The sequence below is a fragment of the Lonsdalea iberica genome (genome assembly GCF_002111585.1).
Classification (GTDB): Bacteria; Pseudomonadota; Gammaproteobacteria; order Enterobacterales; family Enterobacteriaceae; genus Lonsdalea; species Lonsdalea iberica.
Genome location: NZ_LUTP01000005.1, coordinates 33,260 through 58,090, shown reverse-complemented (window position 1 = coordinate 58,090; position 24,831 = coordinate 33,260). Strand labels below are relative to the sequence as shown.

20 protein-coding genes and 2 pseudogenes are annotated in these 24,831 nt (G+C 56.5%); 13 read left to right on the top strand and 9 right to left on the bottom strand.

The features are described 5' to 3' along the window. The first annotated feature begins 51 nt into the window (after positions 1–51). The 7 genes from pspF to fabI all read left to right on the top strand — a co-directional run bounded on the left by pspF (position 52) and on the right by fabI (position 7,462). Positions 52–1,041 (top strand): phage shock protein operon transcriptional activator, encoded by a 990-nt coding sequence (pspF, locus tag AU511_RS02985; protein WP_094099865.1) that lies wholly within the window; start codon positions 52–54, stop codon positions 1,039–1,041. Between the two features lie 128 nt (positions 1,042–1,169). Further along, positions 1,170–2,858 carry an ABC transporter substrate-binding protein SapA gene (sapA, locus tag AU511_RS02980; RefSeq protein WP_094108720.1) on the top strand — a complete coding sequence of 563 codons (1,689 nt, stop codon included), beginning with the start codon at positions 1,170–1,172 and terminating at the stop codon, positions 2,856–2,858. After that, on the top strand, positions 2,855–3,820 hold the full coding sequence (gene sapB / locus AU511_RS02975) for a putrescine export ABC transporter permease SapB (protein ID WP_094099863.1): 966 nt from the start codon (positions 2,855–2,857) through the stop codon (positions 3,818–3,820). The genes sapA and sapB overlap by 4 nt, the downstream gene beginning before the upstream one ends. Beyond that, positions 3,807–4,697: a putrescine export ABC transporter permease SapC gene (gene sapC / locus AU511_RS02970; RefSeq protein WP_094099862.1), complete on the top strand. Its 891-nt coding sequence runs from the start codon at positions 3,807–3,809 to the stop codon at positions 4,695–4,697. The genes sapB and sapC overlap by 14 nt, the downstream gene beginning before the upstream one ends. A 15-nt stretch (positions 4,698–4,712) precedes the next feature. Then, a complete protein-coding gene (sapD, locus tag AU511_RS02965; RefSeq protein ID WP_094099861.1) occupies positions 4,713–5,705 on the top strand; it encodes a putrescine export ABC transporter ATP-binding protein SapD in 993 nt (330 codons plus the stop codon). Beyond that, positions 5,705–6,520 (top strand): putrescine export ABC transporter ATP-binding protein SapF, encoded by an 816-nt coding sequence (gene sapF, locus AU511_RS02960; protein ID WP_094099860.1) that lies wholly within the window; start codon positions 5,705–5,707, stop codon positions 6,518–6,520. The genes sapD and sapF overlap by 1 nt, the downstream gene beginning before the upstream one ends. A gap of 153 nt (positions 6,521–6,673) precedes the next feature. Further along, positions 6,674–7,462, top strand: a complete 789-nt coding sequence (fabI, locus tag AU511_RS02955; protein WP_094108719.1) for an enoyl-ACP reductase FabI — start codon at positions 6,674–6,676, stop codon at positions 7,460–7,462. A gap of 54 nt (positions 7,463–7,516) precedes the next feature. Here fabI and AU511_RS02950 read toward each other — a convergent pair whose 3' ends face one another. After that, positions 7,517–8,452, bottom strand: coding sequence for a LysR family transcriptional regulator (locus AU511_RS02950; protein WP_094108766.1), 936 nt, complete (start codon positions 8,450–8,452; stop codon positions 7,517–7,519). 395 nt (positions 8,453–8,847) lie between these two features. Here AU511_RS02950 and AU511_RS02945 point away from each other — a divergent pair, with 395 nt between their 5' ends. After that, positions 8,848–9,606: a GntR family transcriptional regulator gene (locus AU511_RS02945; protein WP_094099858.1), complete on the top strand. Its 759-nt coding sequence runs from the start codon at positions 8,848–8,850 to the stop codon at positions 9,604–9,606. A gap of 12 nt (positions 9,607–9,618) precedes the next feature. Here the strand turns inward: AU511_RS02945 and AU511_RS02940 are convergent, their stop codons facing one another. Together AU511_RS02940 and AU511_RS02935 are read right to left on the bottom strand one after the other, a co-directional pair. Further along, positions 9,619–10,944, bottom strand: coding sequence for a 6-phospho-alpha-glucosidase (locus AU511_RS02940; RefSeq protein WP_094108718.1), 1,326 nt, complete (start codon positions 10,942–10,944; stop codon positions 9,619–9,621). Between the two features lie 31 nt (positions 10,945–10,975). Next, positions 10,976–12,568, bottom strand: a complete 1,593-nt coding sequence (locus AU511_RS02935; RefSeq protein ID WP_094108717.1) for a PTS transporter subunit EIIC — start codon at positions 12,566–12,568, stop codon at positions 10,976–10,978. A 248-nt stretch (positions 12,569–12,816) separates the two neighbouring features. Here AU511_RS02935 and AU511_RS02930 point away from each other — a divergent pair. The 4 genes and pseudogenes from AU511_RS02930 (at position 12,817) to osmB (ending at position 18,451) form a co-directional block, all read left to right on the top strand. Next, positions 12,817–15,125 (top strand): annotated as a pseudogene (locus AU511_RS02930) (FdhF/YdeP family oxidoreductase). 183 nt (positions 15,126–15,308) lie between these two features. Further along, positions 15,309–17,240: an exoribonuclease II gene (locus AU511_RS02925; protein WP_094108716.1), complete on the top strand. Its 1,932-nt coding sequence runs from the start codon at positions 15,309–15,311 to the stop codon at positions 17,238–17,240. Positions 17,241–17,589: 349 nt separating this feature from the next. Continuing rightward, positions 17,590–17,724 (top strand): hypothetical protein, encoded by a 135-nt coding sequence (locus AU511_RS17860; RefSeq protein WP_276207159.1) that lies wholly within the window; start codon positions 17,590–17,592, stop codon positions 17,722–17,724. Positions 17,725–18,235: 511 nt separating this feature from the next. Then, complete coding sequence (osmB, locus tag AU511_RS02920; protein WP_026740271.1) at positions 18,236–18,451, top strand: osmotically-inducible lipoprotein OsmB; 216 nt, start codon at positions 18,236–18,238, stop codon at positions 18,449–18,451. Between the two features lie 54 nt (positions 18,452–18,505). Here osmB and yciH read toward each other — a convergent pair whose 3' ends face one another. From yciH to pgpB, 5 genes are all read right to left on the bottom strand, one after another. Beyond that, a complete protein-coding gene (gene yciH, locus AU511_RS02915; protein WP_094108715.1) occupies positions 18,506–18,835 on the bottom strand; it encodes a stress response translation initiation inhibitor YciH in 330 nt (109 codons plus the stop codon). A gap of 2 nt (positions 18,836–18,837) precedes the next feature. After that, a complete protein-coding gene (gene pyrF, locus AU511_RS02910; RefSeq protein ID WP_094108714.1) occupies positions 18,838–19,569 on the bottom strand; it encodes an orotidine-5'-phosphate decarboxylase in 732 nt (243 codons plus the stop codon). 269 nt (positions 19,570–19,838) lie between these two features. Next, positions 19,839–21,008, bottom strand: a complete 1,170-nt coding sequence (lapB, locus tag AU511_RS02905) for a lipopolysaccharide assembly protein LapB (RefSeq protein WP_094099851.1) — start codon at positions 21,006–21,008, stop codon at positions 19,839–19,841. Positions 21,009–21,021: 13 nt separating this feature from the next. After that, positions 21,022–21,327 carry a LapA family protein gene (locus AU511_RS02900; RefSeq protein ID WP_094108713.1) on the bottom strand — a complete coding sequence of 102 codons (306 nt, stop codon included), beginning with the start codon at positions 21,325–21,327 and terminating at the stop codon, positions 21,022–21,024. A gap of 177 nt (positions 21,328–21,504) precedes the next feature. Next, the gene (gene pgpB, locus AU511_RS02895; protein WP_094108712.1) at positions 21,505–22,284 is read right to left on the bottom strand and encodes a phosphatidylglycerophosphatase B; all 780 of its coding nucleotides are present in this window, start codon (positions 22,282–22,284) and stop codon (positions 21,505–21,507) included. A 234-nt stretch (positions 22,285–22,518) separates the two neighbouring features. On the opposite strand from pgpB, the pseudogene ribA reads away from it, so the two are divergent. Then, positions 22,519–23,144: pseudogene (ribA, locus tag AU511_RS02890) on the top strand (GTP cyclohydrolase II). A gap of 54 nt (positions 23,145–23,198) precedes the next feature. Here ribA and AU511_RS02885 read toward each other — a convergent pair. Further along, complete coding sequence (locus AU511_RS02885; protein WP_094108711.1) at positions 23,199–24,815, bottom strand: ABC transporter substrate-binding protein; 1,617 nt, start codon at positions 24,813–24,815, stop codon at positions 23,199–23,201. Between the last annotated feature and the right edge of the window lie 16 nt (positions 24,816–24,831).

Sequence of the window (24,831 nt, the reverse complement as noted above, 5' to 3'; positions counted from 1 at the left end):
GCTATGCTGGTTAAATTCGCTAACAGTTAGTCAATATGGCAAGGTGATTTTGTGGCCTACGAACAAGATTCGCTGCTGGGGGAAGCCAACAGTTTCCTCGAAATGCTGGAACAGGTTTCCCAGCTCGCGCAGCTCAGCAAACCGGTGTTGGTGATCGGCGAACGCGGTACTGGCAAAGAGCTGATCGCCAGCCGCCTTCACTACTTGTCCCCCCGCTGGCAAGGGCCATTCATTTCACTCAACTGCGCCGCCTTGAATGAAAACCTGTTGGACTCGGAGCTGTTCGGCCATGAAGCCGGGGCATTCACCGGCGCGCAAAAGCGTCATCTTGGCCGTTTCGAACGCGCCGACGGCGGCACGCTGTTTTTGGATGAACTGGCGACCGCGCCGATGCTGGTGCAGGAGAAACTCCTGCGCGTCATTGAATACGGCGCGCTCGAACGCGTCGGCGGCGGACAATCTTTGCAGGTCGACGTGCGTTTGGTGTGCGCCACCAACGACGATCTCCCCGCGCTGGCGGCGCAGGGCAAATTCCGCGCCGACCTGCTGGACCGTCTGGCATTCGACGTGGTGCAGCTTCCGCCGCTGCGCCAGCGTCAGCAGGACATCATGCTGCTGGCGGAACATTTCGCCGTTCAGATGTGCCGGGAGCTGGGACTTCCACTTTTCCCCGGAATGACCGACCGCGCGCAACGCACCCTGCTCGACTATCACTGGCCCGGCAACGTACGCGAACTCAAAAACGTGGTGGAACGCTCCGTTTATCGCCACGGCACCAGCAGCGAGCCGCTGGACCATATCATCATTAACCCGTTTAAACCGACCGCGCTCCTCCCGCTGCCGGACGCGTCGGCAGACCCCCTCCCCACGCTACCACTGGATATGCGCGGCTGGCTGAGTCAGCAAGAGCAGAAGCTGTTGCAGCAAGCGTTGGTCCAGTCTCGCTTCAACCAGCGCAAGGCCGCCGAGCTGTTGGGACTGAGCTACCACCAGCTACGCGGACTGCTGAAAAAACACGCCATCACGGTTAATGAGCTTTAAATCCCGACCTGCCGATGGAAAAGGCGAGCGCGCGATGGTGAAAAAGGCGACGGTTGGCGACAAGAAATTGGGACGAGACGCAGAGTGCGTTACACTCTGTCTATCGCATATTGCCTGAAAACTCCCGTATGTCTGGAAAATATACTCTTGCGCTAGCGTTGGCCTGGTTAACAGGTTCCGCGCTGGCAGCACCGTTGCCGCCCACGCCAAGCCCGACGCCGCCGGAAGATATCCGCAGCAGCGGCTTCGTGTATTGCGTCAACGACGAACTGACGACATTCAACCCCCAGATGGCGCGCAGCGGCGTGATGGTGGATACGCTCGCCGCACAGCTGTACGACCGCCTGCTCGGCGTGGACCCTTACACCTATCGACTAGTGCCTGAGCTGGCCCAGCGTTGGGAAGTGTTGGACAGCGGCGCGACGTACCGCTTCACATTGCGCCACGATGTACCGTTTCAACACACCGCGTGGTTCACGCCCACCCGCGCCATGAACGCGGACGACGTGCTCTTCAGCTTCCAGCGGATGCTGGATATCCATCACCCGTTCCATGACATCAACGGCGGCGAATACCCCTATTTCGACAGCCTGCAGTTTGCCGATACGGTGCAGAGTATTCGCAAAATCGGCGACTACACCATCGAGATCCGTCTTAACAAACCGGACGCTTCGTTCCTGTGGCACCTGGCGACACACTACGCGCCGATCCTGTCGGCCGAATATGCCAAGCAGTTGCAAAAGCAGGATAAAAAGGAGCAGATCGACCGCCAGCCGGTCGGCACCGGCCCTTACATGCTAAACGAGTATCGCTACGGACAGTTTGTGCGTCTGCGGCGCAATAGCGACTACTGGCGCGGCCAGCCGCGCATGGAACAGGTCGTGTTCGACCTTGGCGCGGGCGGCACCGGGCGGCTGTCCAAGCTGCTGACCGGCGAGTGTGACGTCCTGGCCTATCCGGCCGCCAGTCAGCTCAGCATCCTGCGTAACGACCCTCGTCTGCGTCTGTCGTTACGTCCGGGCATGAACGTCGCTTATCTGGCGTTCAACGTGCGTAAGCCCCCGCTGGACGACCCGCGCGTCCGCCATGCTCTGGCGCTGGCAATCAACAACGACCGGCTGATGCAGTCGATTTATTACGGCACGGCGGAAACCGCCGCGTCCATTTTGCCGCGCGCGTCATGGGCTTATAACAGCGAAGCGCAGATCACCGCGTACAATCCGGAGAAATCCCGTCGGATGCTTCAGGAACTGGGGGTGAATCATTTGCACCTCCAACTGTGGGTACCTAGCACATCACAGTCCTACAACCCCAGTCCGGTGAAAACAGCGGAACTGATTCAGGCCGACCTGGCCCAGGTGGGCGTCGAAGTGACGCTGATACCAGTCGAAGGCCGCTTTCAGGAAGCGCGCCTGATGGAAATGAATCACGATCTAACCCTCGCTGGCTGGGCCACGGACAGCAACGATCCGGACAGCGTGTTCCGCCCCCTGCTCAGCTGCGCCGCCATCCGGTCACAAACCAACTATGCCCACTGGTGCGATAGCGGATTCGATCAGGTGTTGCAGGACGCGCTTTCATCGCAACAGCTCTCCAGACGCATCGATTACTACCAGCAGGCGCACCAGATTCTGGCGGATCAGCTGCCCGTGCTTCCGCTGGCCTCCTCGCTACGCATGCAGGCCTATCGTTATGATATGAAAGGATTGGTGCTCAGCCCCTTCGGCAATACCTCTTTCGCCGGGGTCTACCGCGAAAGCGAAGCGCCGCAGTCTGCACCGCCGGAACCGCCGCCGATGGAAGGAGTCGCGCCGTGATTATCTATGCCTTGCGCCGCCTGTTATTGCTGGTGGTGACGCTATTTCTGCTGACGCTGGTCGGCTTCAGCCTGCTCTATTTCACCCCCCACGCCCCGCTGCGCGGCGTGGCGCTGTTTGACGCCTACCGCTTTTACATCGTCGGGCTGTTCCAGTGGAACCTCGGGCTATCCAGTATCAACGGACAACCGGTCAGCGAACAGCTGAAAGAGGTGCTGCCCGCCACGATAGAGCTGTGCGTGCTGGCCTTTTCGCTCGCGCTGGTCATCGGTATCGTGCTGGGGATTACCGCAGGTATCCTGCAAAACAAAACGCAGGACAAGATTTTGAGCGGGCTGGCGCTGCTGGGGTTCTCGCTGCCGGTTTACTGGCTGGCGCTATTGATGACGCTGTTCTTTTCGCTGCATCTGGGCTGGCTGCCGGTCTCCGGTCGCTTTGACTTGCTCTATCAGGTGCCGCGCGTCACCGGATTTTCGTTGATAGACGCCTGGCTGGCGAAGTCTCCCTACCGGGACGAGATGATGATGAGCGCCGTCCGCCACCTGATTCTGCCCGTGACGGTGCTGTCCGTCGCCCCGACGACGGAAGTGTTCCGATTGATGCGGATCAGCACTACCGAAATCATCGGCAAAAGCTACATCAAGGCGGCCTACACGCGGGGTCTGTCGCGCACCACCATCATTCGCCGTCATTTGTTGCATAACGCATTGCCGCCCATCATTCCCAAGCTGGGTTTGCAGTTCTCCGCCATGCTGACGCTGGCGATGATTACCGAAGTGGTGTTTAGCTGGCCGGGCGCGGGACGCTGGCTGGTGAACGCGATTCGCCAGCAGGACTATGCGGCGATCTCGGGGGGCGTCGTGGTGATCGGGATGATGGTTTCCTCTATCGGCGTGCTGTCGGATATCTGGGGGGCGATGGCCAACCCATTGAAACACAAGGAATGGTATGCTCTCCGATAACATTTACCGCGAAAAGCATCAGCCCAGCCGCTGGCGTGATACTTGGACCATGTTTAAACAGGATCACCTGGCCATGATTGGGTTTTACGGCTTTCTGATGCTGATCGCGCTGTGTCTGTTCGGCAACACCCTCGCCCCTTATGCCGTAGACCAGCAGTTCCTCGGCTATCAGCTGTTACCGCCGTCATGGTCGCATTATGGTGAAGTCTCCTTCTTTTTGGGAACGGACGATTTAGGCCGCGATCTGCTCAGCCGACTGCTGAGCGGCACGGCCCCGACCATTGGCTCCGCGCTGCTGGTCACGCTGGGTGCGGCGTTGTTCGGCATTCTGGTCGGTCTGATGGCGGGGGTGACCCATGGGCTGCGCTCCGCCGTCCTGAACCATATTCTGGATACTTTGTTGTCCATCCCCTCTCTGCTGCTGGCGATTGTGGTCATCGCCTTTATCGGCCCGAAGCTTGAACACGCCATGCTCGCCGTGTGGCTGGCGCTGTTGCCGAGGATGGTGCGCACCATATACACCGCCGTGCATGACGAGCTGGAAAAAGAGTACGTCATCGCCTCGCGTCTGGATGGCGCATCCACGCGCTATATCATCTGGTATGCCGTGCTGCCCAATATCTTGCCGTTGCTGGTCAGCGAATTCACCCGCGCCTTGTCGGTCGCCATCTTGGATATCGCCGCGCTGGGCTTTCTCAATCTGGGCGCGCAGTTGCCGACGACCGAGTGGGGAACGCTGTTGGGAAGTTCGCTGGAGCTCGTCTACGCCGCGCCCTGGACCGTCATGTTGCCCGGGGGCGCAATTACCCTGAGCGTGCTGATCGTCAACCTGCTGGGGGATGGCCTGCGCCGTTCTCTGCTGGCACAAACCGAATAGTGGTGGAAAAAAGGTATGCCATTACTGGACATTCGTAATCTGACCATCGAATTCATGACCGCCGAAGGGCCGGTCAAAGCCGTCGACCGCGTCAGCATCAGCCTCAGCGAAGGCGAAATCCGCGGTCTGGTAGGGGAATCCGGGTCGGGGAAAAGCCTGATCGCCAAAGCGATCTGCGGCATCACCAAAGACAACTGGCGCGTGACCGCCGACCGTTTCCGCTTTGACAATATCGACATGCTCAAGCTCACGCCCAGGCAACGCCGCAAACTGGTGGGACATAATCTGTCGATGATCTTCCAGGAGCCGCAGTCATGTCTTGACCCGTCGGCTAAAATCGGGCGTCAGCTGGTTCAGTCTATTCCCGGCTGGACCTACAAGGGACGCTGGTGGCAGCGCTTCAACTGGCGTAAACGTCGCGCCGTCGCGCTGCTGCACCGCGTGGGGATTAAGGACCACAAGGACATCATGAGCAGCTACCCTTATGAGCTGACCGAGGGGGAGTGCCAGAAAGTCATGATCGCCATCGCGCTGGCCAATCAGCCCCGGCTACTGATCGCCGATGAGCCAACCAACGCGATGGAAGCCACCACGCAAGCGCAGATATTCCGCCTACTGTCGCGGCTTAACCAAAACAACAACACGACGATCCTGCTGATCAGCCATGACCTGCAGACGATGAGTAAATGGGCTAATCGCATCAACGTGCTGTACTGCGGGCAGACCGTCGAAAGCGCGCAGAGTAGCGAACTCATCAGCACCCCGTACCATCCCTACACTCAGGCGTTGATCCGCGCGATGCCGGACTTCGGCCGCGCGCTTCCCCACAAGAGCCGCCTGAATACGCTGCCCGGCGCGATCCCATCTCTGGAGCATCTTCCGGTCGGGTGTCGTCTCGGTCCGCGTTGTCCTTATTCGCAGCGCGAATGCATGATCACGCCGCCACTGATCGTATCGAAAAACCATTGGTATGCCTGCCACTTCCCGCTCAATATGGAGGAATCCTGATGGTGGAGACTTTGCTCGAAGCCCGCAATCTCACCAAAACGTTCCGCTATCGCACCGGCCTGTTTCGGCGGCAGCACATCGAAGCGGTCAAATCGGTGAGTTTTACCCTGCGCGAGCGGCAAACGCTGGCGATTATCGGCGAGAACGGTTCCGGGAAGTCGACCCTGGCGAAAATGCTGGCGGGCGTGCTTCCGCCGACCTCAGGTCAGTTGGTGATTGACGACCATCCGCTGGAATATGGCGATTACGGCTACCGCAGCCAGCGTATTCGCATGATTTTTCAGGACGCCGGCAACGCGCTGAATCCACGTCAGCGTATAGGTCAGCTGCTGGAACTACCGCTGCGCCTGAATACGAAGCTTAGTCCGGAAGAGCGTGAAAAAGCCGTCTATCTGGCGCTGCGTCAGGTCGGCCTGCGCGCCGACCACGCCTCGTATTATCCGCACGCGCTGGCACCGGGCCAGAAACAGCGCGTCGGGCTGGCGCGAGCGCTCATCTTGCAGCCGAAAGTGATTGTGGCTGACGAAGCGTTGGCATCGCTGGATATGTCTATGCGTTCGCAAATCATCAATCTGATGCTGGAGTTGCAGGAAAAACACGGTATTTCCTACATCTATGTCACTCAGCATCTGGGCATGATGAAGCATATCAGCGATAAGATTTTGGTGATGCATAACGGCGAAGTCGTGGAACGCGGCAGTACAGCGGACGTTTTGGCGGCGCCGTTGCACGATTTAACCAAGCGCCTGATCGCCAGCCATTTCGGCGAAGCATTGAGCGCCGACGCTTGGCGAAGCGACGGCGGCGTTCTTTGATTTACCCAGTCCGGGCAGGAAACCGCGGTGATGACCAAAGTATTACATATGGCATCACTCATGCTAGAATCGCCCGGTTTATTCACACCGGTCGCCATTAACCAATAATTCTTTAACGGCGATCGCAGCAATAATGATTACAAGGATACTGCTATGGGTTTTCTTAATGGTAAGCGCATTCTGGTAACGGGCGTTGCCAGTAACCGCTCCATCGCATTCGGTATCGCTCAGGCGATGCAACGCGAAGGCGCCGAACTGGCGTTCACTTATCAGAACGACAAACTGAAGTCTCGCGTAGAAGGTTTTGCCAGCGAGCTCGGTTCCAACATCGTTCTGCCATGTGACGTTGCGGAAGATGCCAGCATCGAAGCGCTGTTCACCGAATTGGCGAAAGTGTGGCCGAACTTCGATGGTTTCGTGCACTCCATCGCCTTCGCACCGGGCGACCAGCTGGACGGCGACTATGTCGATGCCGTTACGCGCGAAGGATTCTCTATCTCCCACGACATCAGCTCTTACAGCTTTGTGGCGATGGCGAAAGCCTGCCGCAAGATGCTGAACCCGAATTCCGCGCTGGTGACCCTGTCCTACCTGGGCGCGGAGCGCGCCATCCCGAACTACAACGTGATGGGTCTGGCGAAGGCGTCTCTGGAAGCCAACGTGCGTTACATGGCGAACGCCATGGGCGCTCAGGGCGTGCGCGTGAACGCGATCTCCGCAGGTCCGATCCGTACTCTGGCGGCATCCGGCATCAAAAACTTCAAGAAGATGCTGTCTCACTGCGAAGCCGTCACGCCGATCCGCCGCGTTGTGACCATTGAAGATGTCGGCAATTCAGCCGCTTTCTTGTGCTCCGACCTGGCTGCCGGGATCTCCGGTGAAGTCCTGCACGTCGATGGCGGTTTCAACATCGCTGCGATGAACGAGCTGGAGCTGGATTAATCCCTCCGGCAAGCGAGCCTTCGGGCTCGCTTGTTTTCTCCCCCCTCCCAAGCCTTACACGTCGACTCTCGCTTTGTCTTCGCAACCGTTTTTTTGCCGTACTAACCACGCTGTCGCCACGTTGAAAAAATGTTGAGCCAACGCCGTTGCACGCCCCTGTTCGGAAATCACTATGGCCGTCGTACGCGGCATCAATGGCAACGTCAGGTCGCGCCACGCCAGCTGCGGCGTCATTTCCGGCAGCAAGCTGCCCTGAGGCACAATGCCGCACCCCAGACCGACGAATACGCTTTGAATGAGTTGCAACACCGAGTCGCTTTCCACCACCACATTCGGCGTCAACTCTGCATCCTGCCAGAGCGAATCCAAGTATCCCCGCAAATAGCGTTCGGTGTCCGTCAGGCACAGCGGCAGTTCGGCGACGTCGGCCAGCGAAAGCGGCGTATCGCCCTGTAGCGAAGGGAAATGCCGCGGATTGAACAGCAAGGCCATCTGCGGCGCGCCCAGCGGACTCACCTGGAAACGCGGCGCCTCGAGCATCGCGGGTTCGAAAAAGCCGATCCCGACGTCCACGTTATGCGCTTGCAGCGCCTCCAATAGTCGGTCCGCGCTGAACAGCGACACCTGAAATGCCAATTCTGGATAGACCTGACGCACATCGGCCAGCAGTTGCGACACCGCGATACCGCACTGCGGGACAGCGCCGAGGCGCACCAGCCCGCTCGTGCCGCGTTTCAGAGCATCGACTTCCAGTTTCAGCCCTTGGTAGACCGTCACCATTTCGCGCGCCCAGGTCAGCACGCGTTCGCCTTCCGCGGTGAAACCATTGAAGTTATTACCGCGGTTGATGAGCGACAAACCCAGTTCTCGCTCCAAATTTTTAAGTCGCATGGAGAGCGTAGGCTGGCTTACAAAACTGGCTTCGGCCGCATGGCCAAAGTGGCGTGCCTTTTCCAGATTGCACAGGTAGATGAGTTGTTTGATATCGATTTTCGTAGTTCCTAAAAGTTGAGATCGGGTGAAAACCGCGGCCGTTTGACTCGCGTCAGACACTGTTTTTCGATTGATGGGTTAGCCTAAGCGCCGAGAGATGCGGAAATCACGCAGCAAGGTATTCACACCGAGCGAAGGCATCTCTCGGCCGTGGAATATCGCCGCCGCATGAGGCTGTCTAAGGAATGACACCATTCAGGAAAGCAACGCTGACAACCACATCGGAGAAATTGGCCTCTTTACACGCCCATTTTAGAAGCATCATGCCCGAATACCAATCACGGTTTCCTGCTGTATATCGTGGACTTGTACGAAAAAAGCCAAAACTTGTATAGATAACTATCCCCCTATACTATCAACGCTGCTGAAACGAACGGGAGGGAAGAATAAAGATGATTGATAAACATTCCTTTGTTCCTTTTTATCTGCAAATCGAGCAGATCCTGACCCGTCAGATCCATGACAACACGCTGAAACCCGGCGACCCGCTCCCCACCGAAGCGGAAATGTGTCAGCAGTATCAGGTTTCACGCATGACGGCGCGCAAAGCCGTCGACTACCTGGTGCGACAGGGGTTGGTCGAACGTTTTCGCGGACGAGGCACCTTCGTCGCCCAGCCGGATACCCAGGTAAAAGTGCAGTTGCCGCTGGACCAGCATCTGACCTCCAGCGAAGTCGCCAACAGCACGCAGCGCAAGATCGTCAACCGATTGCTCCATTTTTCTCAACAAACCGCCACCGCCGAGGTGGCTCATGCCCTGCGCATAGAGCCGGAGACGCGGGTGCATTACATGGTGCGCCTGCGGTTGATTGACGGCACGCCGTTTGTGTATGAACAATCCTGGATGATTCAGTCACTGTTCCCCGACCTAAGCGAGCATGATCTGAATCAGTCTAAGTACGCCTACCTTAAATCCAAAGGCTACGATGCCGTCGGCAGCCATAAGCAGATTTTCGCCGAGCTCCCCTCCGTCGATGTGCTGGAAGCGCTCGGGTTGGCTCGTGACGAACCCGTGCTGCGCGCAAGCGTCGTCGCTTTTTTCGCTGACGAGCGGCCCTTTGAGCTCTCCAACGTTTATTACAATCAGCGGCGCTATGCCTTTACCCTCGACGCGCCGCTGCGTCCTTTATTCACGCCGTCACCCTCTTAGTCGCTTGCACAATCAGCTTAACGCCGGCCAATACCCTTGGTTTGCCTCGATCAGCGCATCCAGTACCTTGCGTGCCTTTTTCGCATCCACGACCAGCCGATTCAGCGTCAACGCCTGCAAAGCCTTGGTGTAAGACCCCTCAAACCACGCCTCAATCGTCAGGCGTTCATAGGCGAACTGCTGCTCGATCATCCCTTTATAGAAGGTGGGAATAGTGCCGACGCCATAAGGCCGCGGGCCATTGATGCCGAGCGTTGCCGCCACTTCCACCATCGCGCTGTCGTCCAGATTGTTCACCAGACCGTTGTTTTCCACGATAACCACAAAGATACGATGCTGGTTGTAGGCGATGGATTCGGCGACCTCGACAATCATGTCTCCGTGCGCGTCGTTGTGTACCACGCTAGCATCTTTAGTCGTTCCCGCCGCGACCGCATGGCGACACGTTTCGAACACGCGCTTTTCCCTTCCCGCCATCACCTCGTTGGCGCGGGTGAAGTTCGGGTCCAGCTTGCCAAGCTTGTAATCCGGGTAGAGGTAATATTGCAGGTAGGTGTTGGGCAGATAGTCAGGAAAGTCCCGCAGCATATCGGCCACCGCCGCGTAGGTTTCCAGCCACGAAGCGTCGCGCTGCTCCGCATCCGCCGGTTTGAAGCCCTGATTAAGGATGATCTCTTTTAACTGCGGCAGCAGGTCCTCTCCTTCGCGATCGTACAAATGCGTAAACCAGCCAAAGTGGTTCAAGCCGAAGTAGACCGGTTCGAACTCATTGACGTCGCGGCTGAGAATGCGGGCATAAGAACGCAGCAGATTGACCGGCTGGTCGCAGATATTGAGAATGCGTTTGTCATCCGGGAATTTGACGCGCAGCGCGTCGGCGACAATAGCCGCCGGATTGGTATAGTTCAGAATCCAGGCCTGCGGTGAACGCACCCGCACCTGTTCCACCAGCGCAATCATGTCGCCGATGGAACGCATGCCGTAGGCGAATCCTCCCGGCCCACAGGTTTCCTGACCGATCACGCCTAAGGACAGCGGGATCTTTTCGTCTTTCTCACGCATGGCATAACCGCCGGTACGCATCTGGCAGAAGACGAAATCGACATCCTGAAACGCCTCTTCGACGTCCGTTGTGTAGGAGAAATCCAGCGCCGGGTACTCTTCGCTGAATAGCAGCCGCGCAAAGTCACCAATGACCGCCTGACGTTCGGCGTTGATGTCGTACATCACCACCCGTCTGAGGGGAAACGAGTTCTGTCGCTTGCACAGTGCCTTCAGTAAACCCGGTGTCCAGGTTGAACCGCCGCCTACAATCACAATACTGTATGTCTTTGTCATCGCTGTTCCCCATTTTCCGGTTGAGTTTTCATTACGTCGTGATGCCCAGCGCCGCTTTGACGTCGGCGGCAATTTTTTCCACCTTGGGCCCGTAGATAACCTGAACGTTATGTTCATTCACGCGTTTGACGCCATTCGCGCCCGTCGTCATCAGGGTTTTATCTTCGACCCGATGGATCTCTTTCACCTGCACGCGCAGCCGGGTAAAGCAGCAATCCACTTCCGCGATATTGCTCTGCCCGCCCAGTCCGTCGATGATGATTTTCGTCAGTTCGCTGGCGTTCACGGCCGCCGGCGCTGGCGCTGTCTCAGACTCCCGCCCCGGCGTCTCGACGTTCAAACGCGTGATCACGAACTTGAACACGGAGTAGTAAATCAGGAAGTAAAACACCCCCAGCAATACCGCATACCACCAGTGGGTTTTTAGCCCGCCCAGCACGCCGAACACGATCAGGTCGATAGCGCCGCCCTGAATATTGCCGATCATTAGGTGAGCCAGAGACATCAGCATGAAAGACAGGCCGCTGAGCACGGCATGCAGCAGATACAGGACGGGCGAGGCGAAGATAAAGCAGAATTCGAGCGGTTCGGTGATCCCTGTCGTGAAAGACGCCAGTCCCCCGGCCAGCATCAGCGCTTTCACGCGCTCTTTATGCTCGGGCCGGGCGCTCTGATACATCGCCAGGGCGGCGCCGGGAAGCCCGAACATCATGACGGGGATCTTGCCCTGAGCCAGAAATTGGGTGGCGTTGCGGATCACGTCGTCGCTGACCGCGCCGGGGTGAGTCAGCGAGGTGTTGAAGATATTCAACGCCCCCACCACCGTTTGACTGTCCACCGTCGCCACGCCGCCGATAGGCGTGAAGCGCACGGTTTCGTTCAGGATATGGTGCAGACCCGTGGGGATGAGAATGCGCTCGGAAAAACCATAAAGAAACGCGCCGTACTGGCCGCTGTGGCCGATTAGCGACCCGACCCAGGCGATGCCGGTGCCGATAGTCGGCCAAATCAACGCCAGAACGATACCCACCAGCGGCAGGCACACCACCGTCACGATCGGCACGAAACGGCGACCGCCAAAAAAGCTGATCGCCGTCGGCAATTCAATCGTGTAGAAGCGGTTATGCAGCATGACCGTCACTACCCCGGCGATTACCCCGCCCAGCACGCTCATGTTGTAGGTGAAAATACCCAACGTTTTAGTGAACTCGGCGGCATACATCAGCGCCGCCGTGCGGTCCATGCCTCCTGCCATCAACGCTTCTACCGTGGTGGTAACCGGCGTCAGATTCTGCGCGGTGAGCGTCGCCTGCACGCCGACGTGCATAGAAAGAAAACCGATGACGGCGGCAAAGGCCGCCGTCGGTTTTTCGGCGTTCGCCAGACCTATCGCGCTGGCAACAGCGAAAAACAGCGGGAGGTTGGCGAAAAGCGCGCCGGCGACCTGACGAATGAAACCAATAATGAGCTGCGGAATTTGCATATTGGCAAACGCATCGCCGGTGACGGCCGGGTTTTGCATCGCTGCCGCTAACCCCAGGAAAATCCCGGCGGCGGCGATGACCGAAATCGGCATCATGAGAGCCTTACCAAAGGCGTGAACCTTATTGCCAAGATCTTTCATTATTTACCCTTCCTGTTCTCGTTCTGATTAAGGAATAACCGGAAAATAACAAAATTTGTATATACAACTAGACAAAAAGAGCAAGACTCTGCCCCCGGTCACACTTTATTTGCGATAAACCCCCTCTATCTCGCGATAGCTGTATTTGATTAGACGTCCCGGCTTGGCGATCCTAGACTTAACGTCCGACAGCAATTATTTAAACAACCATTCACATATTAAAAACAATATGGCCTGCGCATCCTATGATGAAATTTAAATCAGAAATCAAACCCTACCGCCGCGCTGCGGGCGGCTGGGGCTCGCTGGAAGCCACGACGCGTTATGTTCTGGACAGCAAAGAGGCCTTCAAAAATATTCGCAACTTGATGCGGGTCAACAAACCGCGCGGATTCGACTGCCCGGGCTGCGCCTGGGGCGACGATAACCACAGCACTTTCAGCTTCTGCGAGAACGGCGCCAAGGCGGTGAGCTGGGAAGCCACGCGCAAAGCGGCCGGACCCGAATTTTTCGCCGCGCACAGCGTGAGTTCGCTGCGGCGCCAGAGCGATTACTTTCTGGAGTATCAAGGGCGCCTGACGCACCCAATGCGCTACGATCGCCATACGGACCACTACGTTCCCATCACTTGGGAGCAGGCATTTGCGCTGATCGCGCATCACATTCACGGCCTGGATAACCCCAATCAGATGGAGCTGTATACGTCCGGACGCGCCAGCAACGAAGTCTCTTATCTTTATCAGCTGTTCGGCCGCATGATGGGGACCAATAACTTCCCGGACTGTTCCAATATGTGCCACGAAGCGAGCGGCACCGGGCTGAAACAGAGTATCGGGATCGGTAAGGGCACCGTGCGGCTGGATGATTTCAACCATGCCGACGCCATTTTGGTGTTCGGCCAGAATCCCGGCACCAATCACCCGCGCATGCTGCACAGCCTGCGTGCCGCGGCGGCACGCGGCGCGCACGTGATCACCTTTAATACGCTGCGCGAACGCGGGCTGGAGCGTTTTACTGACCCGCAAAAACCGGTAGAGATGCTGACGCCGTTATCGGGCACGATCAGCGATACCTACCTACAGCCGAATTTAGGCGGGGATCTGGCCGCCGTCCGCGGGCTCGTCAAAATCCTGTTGGAAACGCATCGCCAGCGTCTGGCCGCCGGCGAGACCGGCATCTTCGATCAGGCGTTTATCGACCACCACACTGATGGGGCTGAAGCCTATCTTGAGCAGGTTGATGCGACAAGTTGGGCCCATATCGTCGAACAATCGGGCCTGAGCGAAGCGCAGCTTCGCCACGTCGCCGAGCTTTACCTAAACTCCCCGCGAGTCATTTGCACCTGGGCGATGGGCATCACCCAGCACAAACACTCGGTGGCGACCGTACGAGAGATCGTCAATCTGCAACTGCTGTTCGGTCAATTGGGCAAACCAGGTGCTGGCCTGTGCCCTGTTCGCGGTCACAGCAACGTACAGGGCAATCGGACGATGGGGATTGATGAAAATCCCTCGGCGGCGATGTTGGACAGCCTCGCCGCCCACTTCAACTTCACTCCGCCGCGTGAGCACGGCCACAACACCGTGCAAGCGATCGAAGCGATGCTGCGCGATGAAATCAAGGTGCTGATCGCACTGGGCGGCAATCTGGCCGCCGCCGCGCCGGACAGCGAGCGGACGGCGGACGCCATCAGCCGCTGCGATCTGACCGCTTACATCAGCACTAAACTGAATCGCAGCCATCTGACCACCGGCCAACAGGAATCTTTGATTCTGCCGACGCTGGGACGCACAGATCAGGATGTGCAGGCGACCGGTCCTCAATACATCACCGTCGAAGACTCTTTCAGCATGGTTCACGCTTCCGAAGGCGTCGGCCAACCGCTCTCGCCTCAGCAACGTTCCGAGACGGCCATCGTCGCCGGTATCGCCCACACCGTAATGGGTGATGACCCGCTCGACTGGCTGGGGTTGGCGGGAAATTATGATTTGATACGCGACCACATCGCCGCGACGCTGCCGGGCTTTGACAACTTCAACCAGCGCTGCGCCGAACCGGGCGGCTTCTATTTGGGCAACGCGGCCGCCGAGTTACGATTTCACACCCCGACTAAAAAAGCCCAGTTCAGCAATACGCCGTTGCCTGCCAACGTCGTTCCCGAACAGAACGGCGTACGGGCGCCGTTTACCTTGCAGACCCTGCGCTCCCATGACCAGTACAACACCACCATTTACGGACTCGATGACCGCTATCGGGGTGTTTATGGCCAACGTGAAGTGTTATTCATGCATCCGGACGATATCGGTGCGCTGGGGCTTCAAGACGGCGATCGGGTAGACATTGAAACGTTGTGGCATGACGGCATTACCCGTAAAGTCAGCGGATTCCGACTCGTGGAATATGCTATCCCGCGCGGAATCTGGCCGCCTACTATCCGGAAACCAATCCGCTGGTGCCGCTCTCCAGCTATGGCGATCAGACGTTTACCCCCACCTCCAAATCGATTCCCGTACGCGTCTCTCGAAGTCCGGCAGCGCCACTGCAAAGGATAGCCTGATTAAAGGTGTAACCGGCGGCAGAAGCGCTCAGGTGCCCTATGCCGCTGGTTACGCCCTCTTTTTCCTCTTTCGTCATGCTCGGCAAATCTTGCGGGAGCCTCGGATCAACGCTTGCCGCCGGGGCACGATTCGCGTAAAACTGTGGGCCGCTAAAGCCACCTATAACCGCATTTCTGGACGCTATGTTTCAAGACAATCCGCTGCTTGCACAGCTTAAACAGCAACTCCACTCTAAGACGCCACGTGTAGAAGGCGTCGTAAAAGGCACCGATAAGGGATTTGGTTTTCTTGAAGCCGACGCACAGAAGAGCTACTTCATCCCGCCGCCGCACATGAAAAAAGTGATGCACGGCGACCGCATCGTTGCGTCGCTGCACACGGAAAAAGATCGTGAAATCGCCGAGCCGGAATCCCTGATTGAACCGTTCCTGACTCGTTTCGTAGGTCGAGTCCAGAAAAAAGAGGACCGCCTGTCGATCATCCCCGACCATCCGTTGCTGAAAGATGCGATCAGCTGCCGTGTCGCGCGTCAACTGGACCACGAGATTCAGGATGGCGACTGGGCGGTAGCGGAGATGCGTCGCCACCCGCTCAAAGGCGACCGTAATTTCCACGCGGAAATCACCGAATACATTACTACCGGCGACGATCCGCTGGTGCCATGGTGGGTGACACTGTCACGTCATAATCTGGAGCGCAGCGCGCCGGAAAACGACGCCGCTGAGATAAATGATGGCGTACTAACGCGGGAAGACTTAACCGCTTTGGCGTTCGTCACCATCGATAGCGCAAGCACCGAAGATATGGATGACGCGTTGTATGTGCGCGACAACGGTGACGGGACGCTCGAAATGATGATAGCGATCGCCGATCCGACCGCGTATGTTCCTGCTGATAGCGAGCTGGACGCCGTTGCCCGCAAACGCGCTTTTACCAACTACCTGCCCGGTTTTAACATCCCGATGTTGCCGCGTCATCTCTCTGACGATATCTGCTCCCTGCGCCCGCAGGAACGCCGTCCGGTGATGGCTTGCCGCGTCACATTGGCCGAGGATGGCGCGATGAGCGACATCCACTTTTTCGCCGCCTGGATTGAGTCCCGCGCCAAGCTGGTCTACGACGACGTGTCCGACTGGCTGGAAGAGAAAGGCGAATGGCAACCAGAGAGCGAGGCCATCGCTACTCAGGTCCGTCTGTTGCACGAGATGTCTCAGCGGCGCAGCGCCTGGCGCACGGCGAACGCGCTAGTGTTCAAAGACCGTCCGGACTACCGCTTCCTGCTGGGAGAAAAAGGCGAAGTGCTGAATATCGTGGTCGAACCACGCCGTATCGCCAATCGCATCGTCGAAGAAGCCATGATCGCCGCCAACGTCTGCGCAGCCATCGTGTTGCGCGAAAAACTGGGCTTCGGCATCTACAACATCCACAACGGGTTTGATCCGGTAACGGTTGAACAGGCGATCGCCATTCTGGAAAGCAACGGAATTCAGGCCGAGGCGCAGCAGATACTGACGCTGGAAGGCTTCTGCGTGTTGCGTCGCCAGTTGGACGCCCTGCCAACGCAGTTCCTGGACAGCCGTATGCGCCGCTTCCAGTCGTTTGCGGAAATCAGCACCGAACCGGGTCCTCATTTCGGTCTGGGGTTGGAAGCTTATGCCACCTGGACCTCGCCCATTCGTAAATATGGCGATATGGTGAACCATCGCCTGCTGAAAGCGATCATCACCGGTCAGGCCGCGCAAAAACCACAGGAAGACGTCACCGTTCAGTTGGCGGAACGTCGTCGGCTTAATCGTATGGCCGAACGCGACGTCAGCGATTGGCTGTACGCGCGCTATCTGAAGGCGCATGCGGGCACCGATACGCGCTTCTCCGCCGAGATCATGGACGTCACGCGCGGTGGTCTGCGGGTTCGCCTGCTGGACAACGGCGCAACGGCATTTATCCCAGCCTCATTCCTTCATGCCGTCCGCGATGAGTTGGTTTGCAGTCAGGATACGGGCACCGTCACCATTAAAGGTGAGGTAGTCTACCGCCAGAGCGACAAGCTGGACGTGATGTTGAAAGAGGTGCGTCTGGAGACGCGCAGCATCATCGCCAAACCAGCAGCATAAAGCTTACGACGCCATCAGAATCTCCTGATGGCGTCAGCTCCCGTCAGCTGATCCTGTTCCCTTCGTTCTTCTGCTTCCGAGCCACTCGTTATCGCCCTGCCTCTACACCATCCACGAGATAGTAAAAAGCGCATTTGCCTGATGGCTGAACGCGTTCCCCTGCGCGGTCATTAGGTTAGCCACCAACGTACTACTGACCCATTGACCCGCACCTTGCATTGTCAAAACGCCATGTCGCCATTAAAATGATAAATATAATTTACTGATCAAATATCAGGCTTACCTGCTTTGCTTATGCGACGTAGACTAATGTTGCACATTTTCACAGCAATCATAGAAAGGAAAAATCATGAAAAAGATCGCCGCATTATTGTTAATCACCCTTATTGGCACTCTGTCTACATCAGCATTTGCCTGCCCAAAAGGACAACATCCTCATGGAGGAACCGGCTCCCATCATAAAGGGGGACATTGTTCTTTCTGAACATCAAACCCGCTGTTACAGCGGGTTTATTTTCCGAGCGGTCGCCAACTCTCCTTACTTACTCCCTCTAAATCATTAGCCATTTTTATTATTCATCTCCCGAATGAGGTAAAGCATACCCGCCCTCTGAACGAATGGATAACGGGGTAATCCTGCCGATACGACTCAAAAGTGCAAAGGTGATTCTTCGTAATGGCCACGATGATTTGTCAGCACCGCCCTCGTTGTCAGCTCATGGGGAGTGAAGGTGTAACCCAGCAAGGAGACATCGCGAAAATGCCGTGAGATAAGTCGGCGGACAGCCAGTCACACAAAGTGATCTATGGGATGGCTAGAATTAAGAGTTTTTACCTATCGTAAATTTTGCCGACACTTATACTGCGCTTCAGGTAACAAAAAGTGAGTAATTCGTAGTTAATTTTACAGCATGATGCCACCACCCTATTTTCTTATGAAAAAGCGGTCATATGCCGCTTATTCCACCATAAGACGGCATCAACAGGAGAAGACCATGAGAGTAAATAAGGCATTGGCAGTGACGGTACTTGCGGTAGTCATGGCAGGAAGCCTGACCGGTTGTTCCAATATGTCTAAACGCGATCGCAATACGGCCATCGGCGCAGGGGTAGGTGCTGTGGGCGGCGCCGTTCTGACCGGCGGTAGTACGCTCGGCACGTTAGGTGGCGCAGCGCTCGGCGGCGTTATCGGCCACGAAGTCAAAAGATAATTCTTATGGGCAGGTTTCCGTTACCGGACCTGCCCATGTCTGTCTCGCCCGCGGTTACCCCCCCGCCAGCTTCACCTTCATCCCTTTCGCTTCCAGCAGCTGTTTCAGCACGTCTCGTTTATCGCCCTGGATTTCGATTACGCCGTCTTTGAGTGCCCCTCCGCAGCCGCACTTTTTCTTCAACTCGGCCGCCAGTTTTTGCAATGCGTCATCATCAAGGTCAATGCCGGTGATCACACACACCCCTTTGCCTTTACGACCACTTGTCTGGCGCTGAATTCGCACGATGCCATCGCCCTTTGGACGCTCGACCGGGGCGGTTTTTTCCGCAATGCGTCCGCTATCCGTCGAATACACCAGCGGGTTGTCATCACGATAACTCATATTTATTCTCCTAACGTCGCCAGAATCGCGTTCAATGTTTGCGCCGGATCGGAAGACTGGGTAATTGGGCGGCCAATCACCATGTAGTCGACGCCGGCCAGCTTAGCCTGCTCTGGGGTCATAATTCTGCGCTGGTCGCCAGCCGCACTGCCTGCCGGGCGAATCCCCGGCGTGACCAGCTGAAAGGCCGCGCCGCAGCGCTGTCTGAGACGCGCCGCTTCGTGCGCAGAACAGACCACGCCGTCCAGCCCGCATTGCTGCGTGAGCACCGCCAGCCGTTCTGCCTGCTCTGCCGGAGACAACGTGATCCCCAACCCGCGCAGATCGTCCTCGTCCATGCTGGTCAGCACCGTGACCGCAATCAGCAAGGGCGCATCAGCACCGTACGGCAGCAATGCCTCTTTCGCCGCCTGCATCATGCGCGCGCCGCCGCTGGCATGCACATTGACCATCCATACGCCTAATTCCGCCGCCGCGGCAACAGCGCGCGCCGTTGTATTGGGAATATCGTGGAATTTCAAATCGAGAAACACCTTGAAGCCGCGTTGTTGTAAATCATTGACCAGCTGTGGCCCGAACAACGTAAACATCTCTTTGCCGACTTTTAACCGGCAGCGCTGTGGGTCGATGCGATCTACGAATTCATAAGCATCGCGCTGGCTGGCGTAATCAAGGGCAACGATGATCGGCGAGGAGTGGGAAGTCTTTTTCTGCGTTACGTTTTGGCCTTTCACTGGCGTTATCCCCGAGGTATCGATGTGGATTCAACGTCGCGGGGAGAAAAGCGCCGCACGACAACTTAATGAACGGCGCAAGCAGTCTCCCACCGACTAGAGACTAAGCGTTAATTTCCGCCGCATTCTACATGCCCCGCCCACCAAATCCCAGTGGCTGCTGAGCCGAGATGTATTCAGTGCCAGCGTATGACGCTTATTTTCGAGGAGGGAAAAGGATGTTGTAACTATGTACGGAAAAAGGCGGCCAAGACGGCACGGTCAGGAAATTATTGGCCGTCCAACCCGCGTATCGGCTTGATCGTGGCCCATGAGCGACAGGACGGACAGTGCCAGTAAAGGGATTGCGAGGCAAAGCCGCACTTATGGCAGCTGTAACGCGGCTTGGTCTGAATTTGCTCCCCCACCATGTCTCGCAAGACCATCAGGCTGTCTTTGGCGCGCCCTTCTTCGGCTTCGCTAAGGTGGAAATCCATTAGCCGGTGGAAAACGCGCATCGTTGGATGTCGTTGCAGCTGGCGGTTGATGTAGATTTGCGCCACTTCGGCGCCTTCTTCGTTCTCCAGAATATCCGCCAGCATCAAGTCGGCGGTGGCGCCAGTATTTTCCTCAACGCAGCGTTTTAAAAACGTCGCCCACTCCAGCGGTTGGTTCAAGCGTTGATAACACTCCTGGAGCATCGGCAACGTTTCCGTGACGAAATCTTTATCCTGATCCAGTACCTGGCGCAAAGCCGTTACCGCCTTGGCATACTGCTGCTGCGCCATGTAAATACGCCCCATCATGATGGACGCTCGAGCGCAAAGCTTATCGGACGCCGCTGCTTTCTTCAGCAGAGATAACGCCTTATCAAGATCATCGCTGCCCATCGCCTGCAACGCTAACTCACAGTAGAAATGCGCAATTTCGCTGCGCAGACGCTCTTGGCCAAGTTTGACCAACTTTTCGGCCGTCTCAATTGCGTTCTGCCAGTCGCTGGTCGCCTGATGAATTTGCAACAGTTGCTGGAGTGCGGTCAGACGAAAATCGTCCTCGTCCACCAGTTGAGTGAAGATCTCTTCCGCTCGGTCATACAACCCGGCCGTCATGTAGTCGCGACCCAACTGTTGCACGGCCAACAGGCGTTGTTCAAAACTGAGGGAGGCGCTTTCAGTCAACGCCTGATGGATGCGGATGGCCCGGTCTACCTCGCCTCGGGAGCGAAATAGGTTACCCAGCGTCAGATGAGCTTCGAAGGTGTTGCTGTCGTCCTTGAGCATATCAAGAAACAATTCGACGGCCTTGTCCTGCTGGTTGGACAGCAGGAAGTTTACGCCCGTCACATATTCACGCGACAGACGGTTGGCCTCATCCTGTTTGTCCTGCTGTACACTCCTGCGGCCCATGTACCAACCGTATGCGGCAGCAACGGGCAACAACAGAAACAGCAGTTCAAGCATAAAAAATCATTCCTTAGTGAGTCACAGGCTCGGGAGAGACCGTTTTGCTCTCATCCGAGTCGGGCAGTTGCTGCTCAAGACGTTTGATTTTACGTTGTTCACGGCCTAGCGCAATGCGTAAACGCAGATAAAACAGTCCGCAAATGACCCATCCCAGGACAAAACCGGCGGCAAATAACGTCGCTAACAGCGTAGACAGACGGTATTGCCCCTGCGCGATGAGGTAACTAAAGGTCACAACTTTATCGTTATGGGCGCCCAGCGTGATAGCCACAATGAAGATCGCCAACACCATTAAAAAAATCAGCAAATATTTCACGTCTTTTTCCTGTGATATCGCTTGAAATAAAATGAATTATGCCGAAATCGGCAACGGACCCCATTTAAGTTAGCACTTCCACCCCGACGTGGGAAACTCGAGAGGAAAAGAGCGCCGCGCGAGTCGCTGGAATACGAGTTTCCGCGTGCGTAGCGCATCATCGTACACGCGGCAGGCTTAAGCATCACCCTTCTGTGACAACGTCACCGCTCGTTTTTCATGCTCAGCCTCGGTCTCTGCCGCTGTCAGTGGCCCACACCATCGAGATGCCAGCCCGGTCGCGACCAAGACCAGCAACCAGCTGATGGTTGTCGCCATCATCAGATCCTGAGGCCAATGCATCCCCAGCACTAAACGGCTCCCCATGACGGCCATCGCCCACGCCATCACTATCGCTACAGTAATGTAGTGGCGACGCGCCCACAGCAGGCCGACCGCCAATAGCGCCCAAGAGGCGGCGAACATGGTATGCCCCGACGGGAATGCAAAGCCGGTTTCCGCCTGCCAATGACGACGTAACCATTTGGGCAACTGTGGATCATCATGCAATTGGCTTTTAACCAATGCCGACCGCTCGGATCGCGGCAACGAGTAGAAATGAGACTCATCGATCTGATGGCTTTTTTCCAGCCACTCGACAAAAGGTCTGGGTTCTTGTACCCAGCTTTTGATCGCCGATTTAACTCCCTGCCCGATACCAATGGTCACGATAAGAATAGCGAACACGCCCAGCGTCGGTTTCAGGCTAAAACGTAGGCACCACAAGAACCAAAGCGACAGCACGATACTCGTAACGACACCCCAGGGTGACGTCACTGTTTCCGTGATCCAAAACAGCACCCGCAGCCACCCGCCAGTCAGGTGCGGATGCCACTGCCAGCCGCTCAGCCAGACCCCGAGGGGCATAATCAGCAGCAACAGCGCGCCGATGGTAACTCTTTTAGTGATTCCGTACATCAATTCTCCCTATAATTCAGAGGGATATCAGGCCAATAAAATTTTTCCGATATTATCAGAAAAGAGGACATAGGCGTTTAGTATGACGTAAAATACCTTTCGGTTACGTCAACGGCTTAGTGAGTTAAAGTGTAGGCTTTGTTTCGCCTCTCATAAGCCCCACCCGTTTAAAAAACCGTCATTCATCCGGTCTTTTGTTAGCCTGCTATAGAGGTTTCAAGCAAAAGTAGTAGGATGCACTCTGTCTTTTTTTTGTTGGAGATTAACATGCAGCTAAAACGGGTCGCCGAGGCCAAATTACCCACTCCGTGGGGCGATTTCCTGATGGTAGGCTTTGAAGAAACAGCGACCGGGCATGACCATCTTGCGTTGGTGTATGGCGATATCTCCGGCTCCGAGCCCGTTCTGGCCCGCGTCCATTCCGAATGTCTGACGGGCGACGCCCTGTTTAGTCTGCGCTGCGACTGTGGTTTTCAGCTGGAAGCCGCATTAAATCAAATCGCCGAGGCGGGTCGCGGGGTACTGCTTTATCATCGTCAGGAAGGCCGTAACATCGGTTTGCTGAACAAGATTCGCGCTTATGCATTGCAGGATAAAGGCGCTGACACCGTTGAGGCGAATCACCAACTGGCTTCGCCGCGGATGAGCGAGACTTCACGCCATGTGCGGATATGTTCAAGCTGTTGGGCGTAGCGCAGGTACGGTTGCTGACGAATAATCCGCAAAAGGTGAAAATACTGACCGAAGCAGGCATCAACATCGTCGAACGTGTGCCGCTGATCGTAGGTCAAAATCCGAAAAACGAACGCTATATGGCGACCAAAGCCGCCAAGATGGGTCATCTGCTGGAAAACAAATAGTCATCACAACACCGGGTACAACCTAAACAGTTAGGCTGTACCGGGCTTAGTAGCTTAGTGTTTGATGATATAAAAATCCCGCGTGTAGAAATTCCCCTGCAGGTCGGTTTTGAATCCTCCTACGTAGGGTTTGACCAGTTGACTACGCACGTAATAGTAAATCGGGATCAGCGGCATTTGTTGCTGGAGGATCGCTTCCGCCTGATGGTAGTTCGCATTGCGCGTTTCCAGACTTCCGGCATTGATCGCTTCGTCCTGCAACGCATCGAAGGCGGGATTGCTGAACTTGCCCTGGTTGTTACTGTCATTGCTGCGCAGGGTATTAAAATAGGTCGACGGCTCGTTGTAGTCCGCAACCCATGATGACCTCACTACTTGGAAGCGTCCGTTGCGCATCGTATCCAGCAGGGTCTTCCACTCCTGACTGACCAGTTTAGCCTCTACGCCCAGTGACTGTTTCCACATGGCGCTGGCCGCTATCGCCAGCTTCTGATGAGCCTCAGACGTGTTGTACAACAGTTCGAAGCGCAAAGGATGACCCGCGCCGAAGCCGGCTTCCTGCAGCAGTTTTTTTGCCTCAGCAATGCGCTGCTGCTGGGTCCAGTCAGCCCAGGCCGGCTGGTTGCTGGTATAGCCCGCCATCCCCGGCGGAACCAGGTTGTAAGCCGGTCTCTCCCCCATGCCCATCACCTTCTCGGCCATCACTGTTTTGTCCAATGCCAAATCGAGCGCACGCCGCACGCGCGCGTCGTTAAACGGCGGTACTTGCGTGTTAAATTTATAGAAATAGGTGGAGAGGAAAGGCGAAATTTTGACCTGACCCGGTAGCGACTGCTGCAGAGACTTAAACAACTGCGGCGGCAAGGTATTGGTGATATCGATTTCGCCGGACTTAAAACGGTTTGTCTCTGCGGTCGGCGACGGGATAGGCAGATAGGTTACCTTATCAATCACCGTATGCGCGTTATCCCAGTAGCGCGGATTGCGCTTTCCGACCAGCCTTTCGTTAACCACCCACTCACTGAGCGTATAAGGACCGCTGCTGACGAAGTTGCCTGGCTGCGTCCACCTCTCGCCATACTTTTCGACTACCGCTTTTGGCAGCGGGGATAATACATAATGCGCGGCCATCGACAAGAAGTAAGACAGGGGTTGATCAAGCGTAATTTGCACCGTTTGCGGATCCAGCGCCTTAACACCTAGCGTCTCGGGTCCCTTTTCGCCACGAGTAATCGCCTCTCCATTCAGCACATGCATGCTTTGAATAAACGACTGGTACGGAGACACCGTTCTCGGATCGCTGAGACGACGCCAGCTGAACACGACGTCGTCAGCGGTGATCGGACTTCCGTCGGACCAGGTTAACCCCGGCCGCAGATGGAAAGTCCAGACCCGATAATCCTTGTTCTCCCAGCGTTCTGCTATGCCGCCGCTAAAGGTGCCGTCATCTTTCGCCCAAATCAGATTGTCGAAGAAGTCATGGATAATATTGGATTCTACGTCACTCTCCGCCCGATTCGGGTCCAGCGTCGCAGGTTCCGAACCGTTGCCGCGCACCAGTTCCTGCTTGTCCGACAGCACGGTGCCAGCGGGGACTACCGCCGCCTCCGCTGCGGCCCCCATGCTCAACGCGCCCAGCATCACCACCAGCCTCAGATGTTCCTTTGCCATTGTGTTTTCCCTCTTA

Excerpts from the sequence above, each read along its gene's own strand:
- AU511_RS02885 (WP_094108711.1), bottom strand. The coding sequence starts at position 24,815 with ATGGCAAAGGAACATCTGAGGCTGGTGGTGATGCTGGGCGCGTTGAGC.
- sapF (WP_094099860.1), top strand. The coding sequence starts at position 5,705 with ATGGTGGAGACTTTGCTCGAAGCCCGCAATCTCACCAAAACGTTCCGC.
- sapC (WP_094099862.1), top strand. The coding sequence starts at position 3,807 with ATGCTCTCCGATAACATTTACCGCGAAAAGCATCAGCCCAGCCGCTGG.
- sapA (WP_094108720.1), top strand. The coding sequence starts at position 1,170 with ATGTCTGGAAAATATACTCTTGCGCTAGCGTTGGCCTGGTTAACAGGT.
- pgpB (WP_094108712.1), bottom strand. The coding sequence starts at position 22,284 with ATGTACGGAATCACTAAAAGAGTTACCATCGGCGCGCTGTTGCTGCTG.
- AU511_RS02940 (WP_094108718.1), bottom strand. The coding sequence starts at position 10,944 with ATGACAAAGACATACAGTATTGTGATTGTAGGCGGCGGTTCAACCTGG.
- sapD (WP_094099861.1), top strand. The coding sequence starts at position 4,713 with ATGCCATTACTGGACATTCGTAATCTGACCATCGAATTCATGACCGCC.
- AU511_RS17860 (WP_276207159.1), top strand. The coding sequence starts at position 17,590 with ATGAAAAAGATCGCCGCATTATTGTTAATCACCCTTATTGGCACTCTG.
- osmB (WP_026740271.1), top strand. The coding sequence starts at position 18,236 with ATGAGAGTAAATAAGGCATTGGCAGTGACGGTACTTGCGGTAGTCATG.
- lapB (WP_094099851.1), bottom strand. The coding sequence starts at position 21,008 with ATGCTTGAACTGCTGTTTCTGTTGTTGCCCGTTGCTGCCGCATACGGT.
- AU511_RS02935 (WP_094108717.1), bottom strand. The coding sequence starts at position 12,568 with ATGAAAGATCTTGGCAATAAGGTTCACGCCTTTGGTAAGGCTCTCATG.
- AU511_RS02945 (WP_094099858.1), top strand. The coding sequence starts at position 8,848 with ATGATTGATAAACATTCCTTTGTTCCTTTTTATCTGCAAATCGAGCAG.
- yciH (WP_094108715.1), bottom strand. The coding sequence starts at position 18,835 with ATGAGTTATCGTGATGACAACCCGCTGGTGTATTCGACGGATAGCGGA.
- AU511_RS02925 (WP_094108716.1), top strand. The coding sequence starts at position 15,309 with ATGTTTCAAGACAATCCGCTGCTTGCACAGCTTAAACAGCAACTCCAC.
- fabI (WP_094108719.1), top strand. The coding sequence starts at position 6,674 with ATGGGTTTTCTTAATGGTAAGCGCATTCTGGTAACGGGCGTTGCCAGT.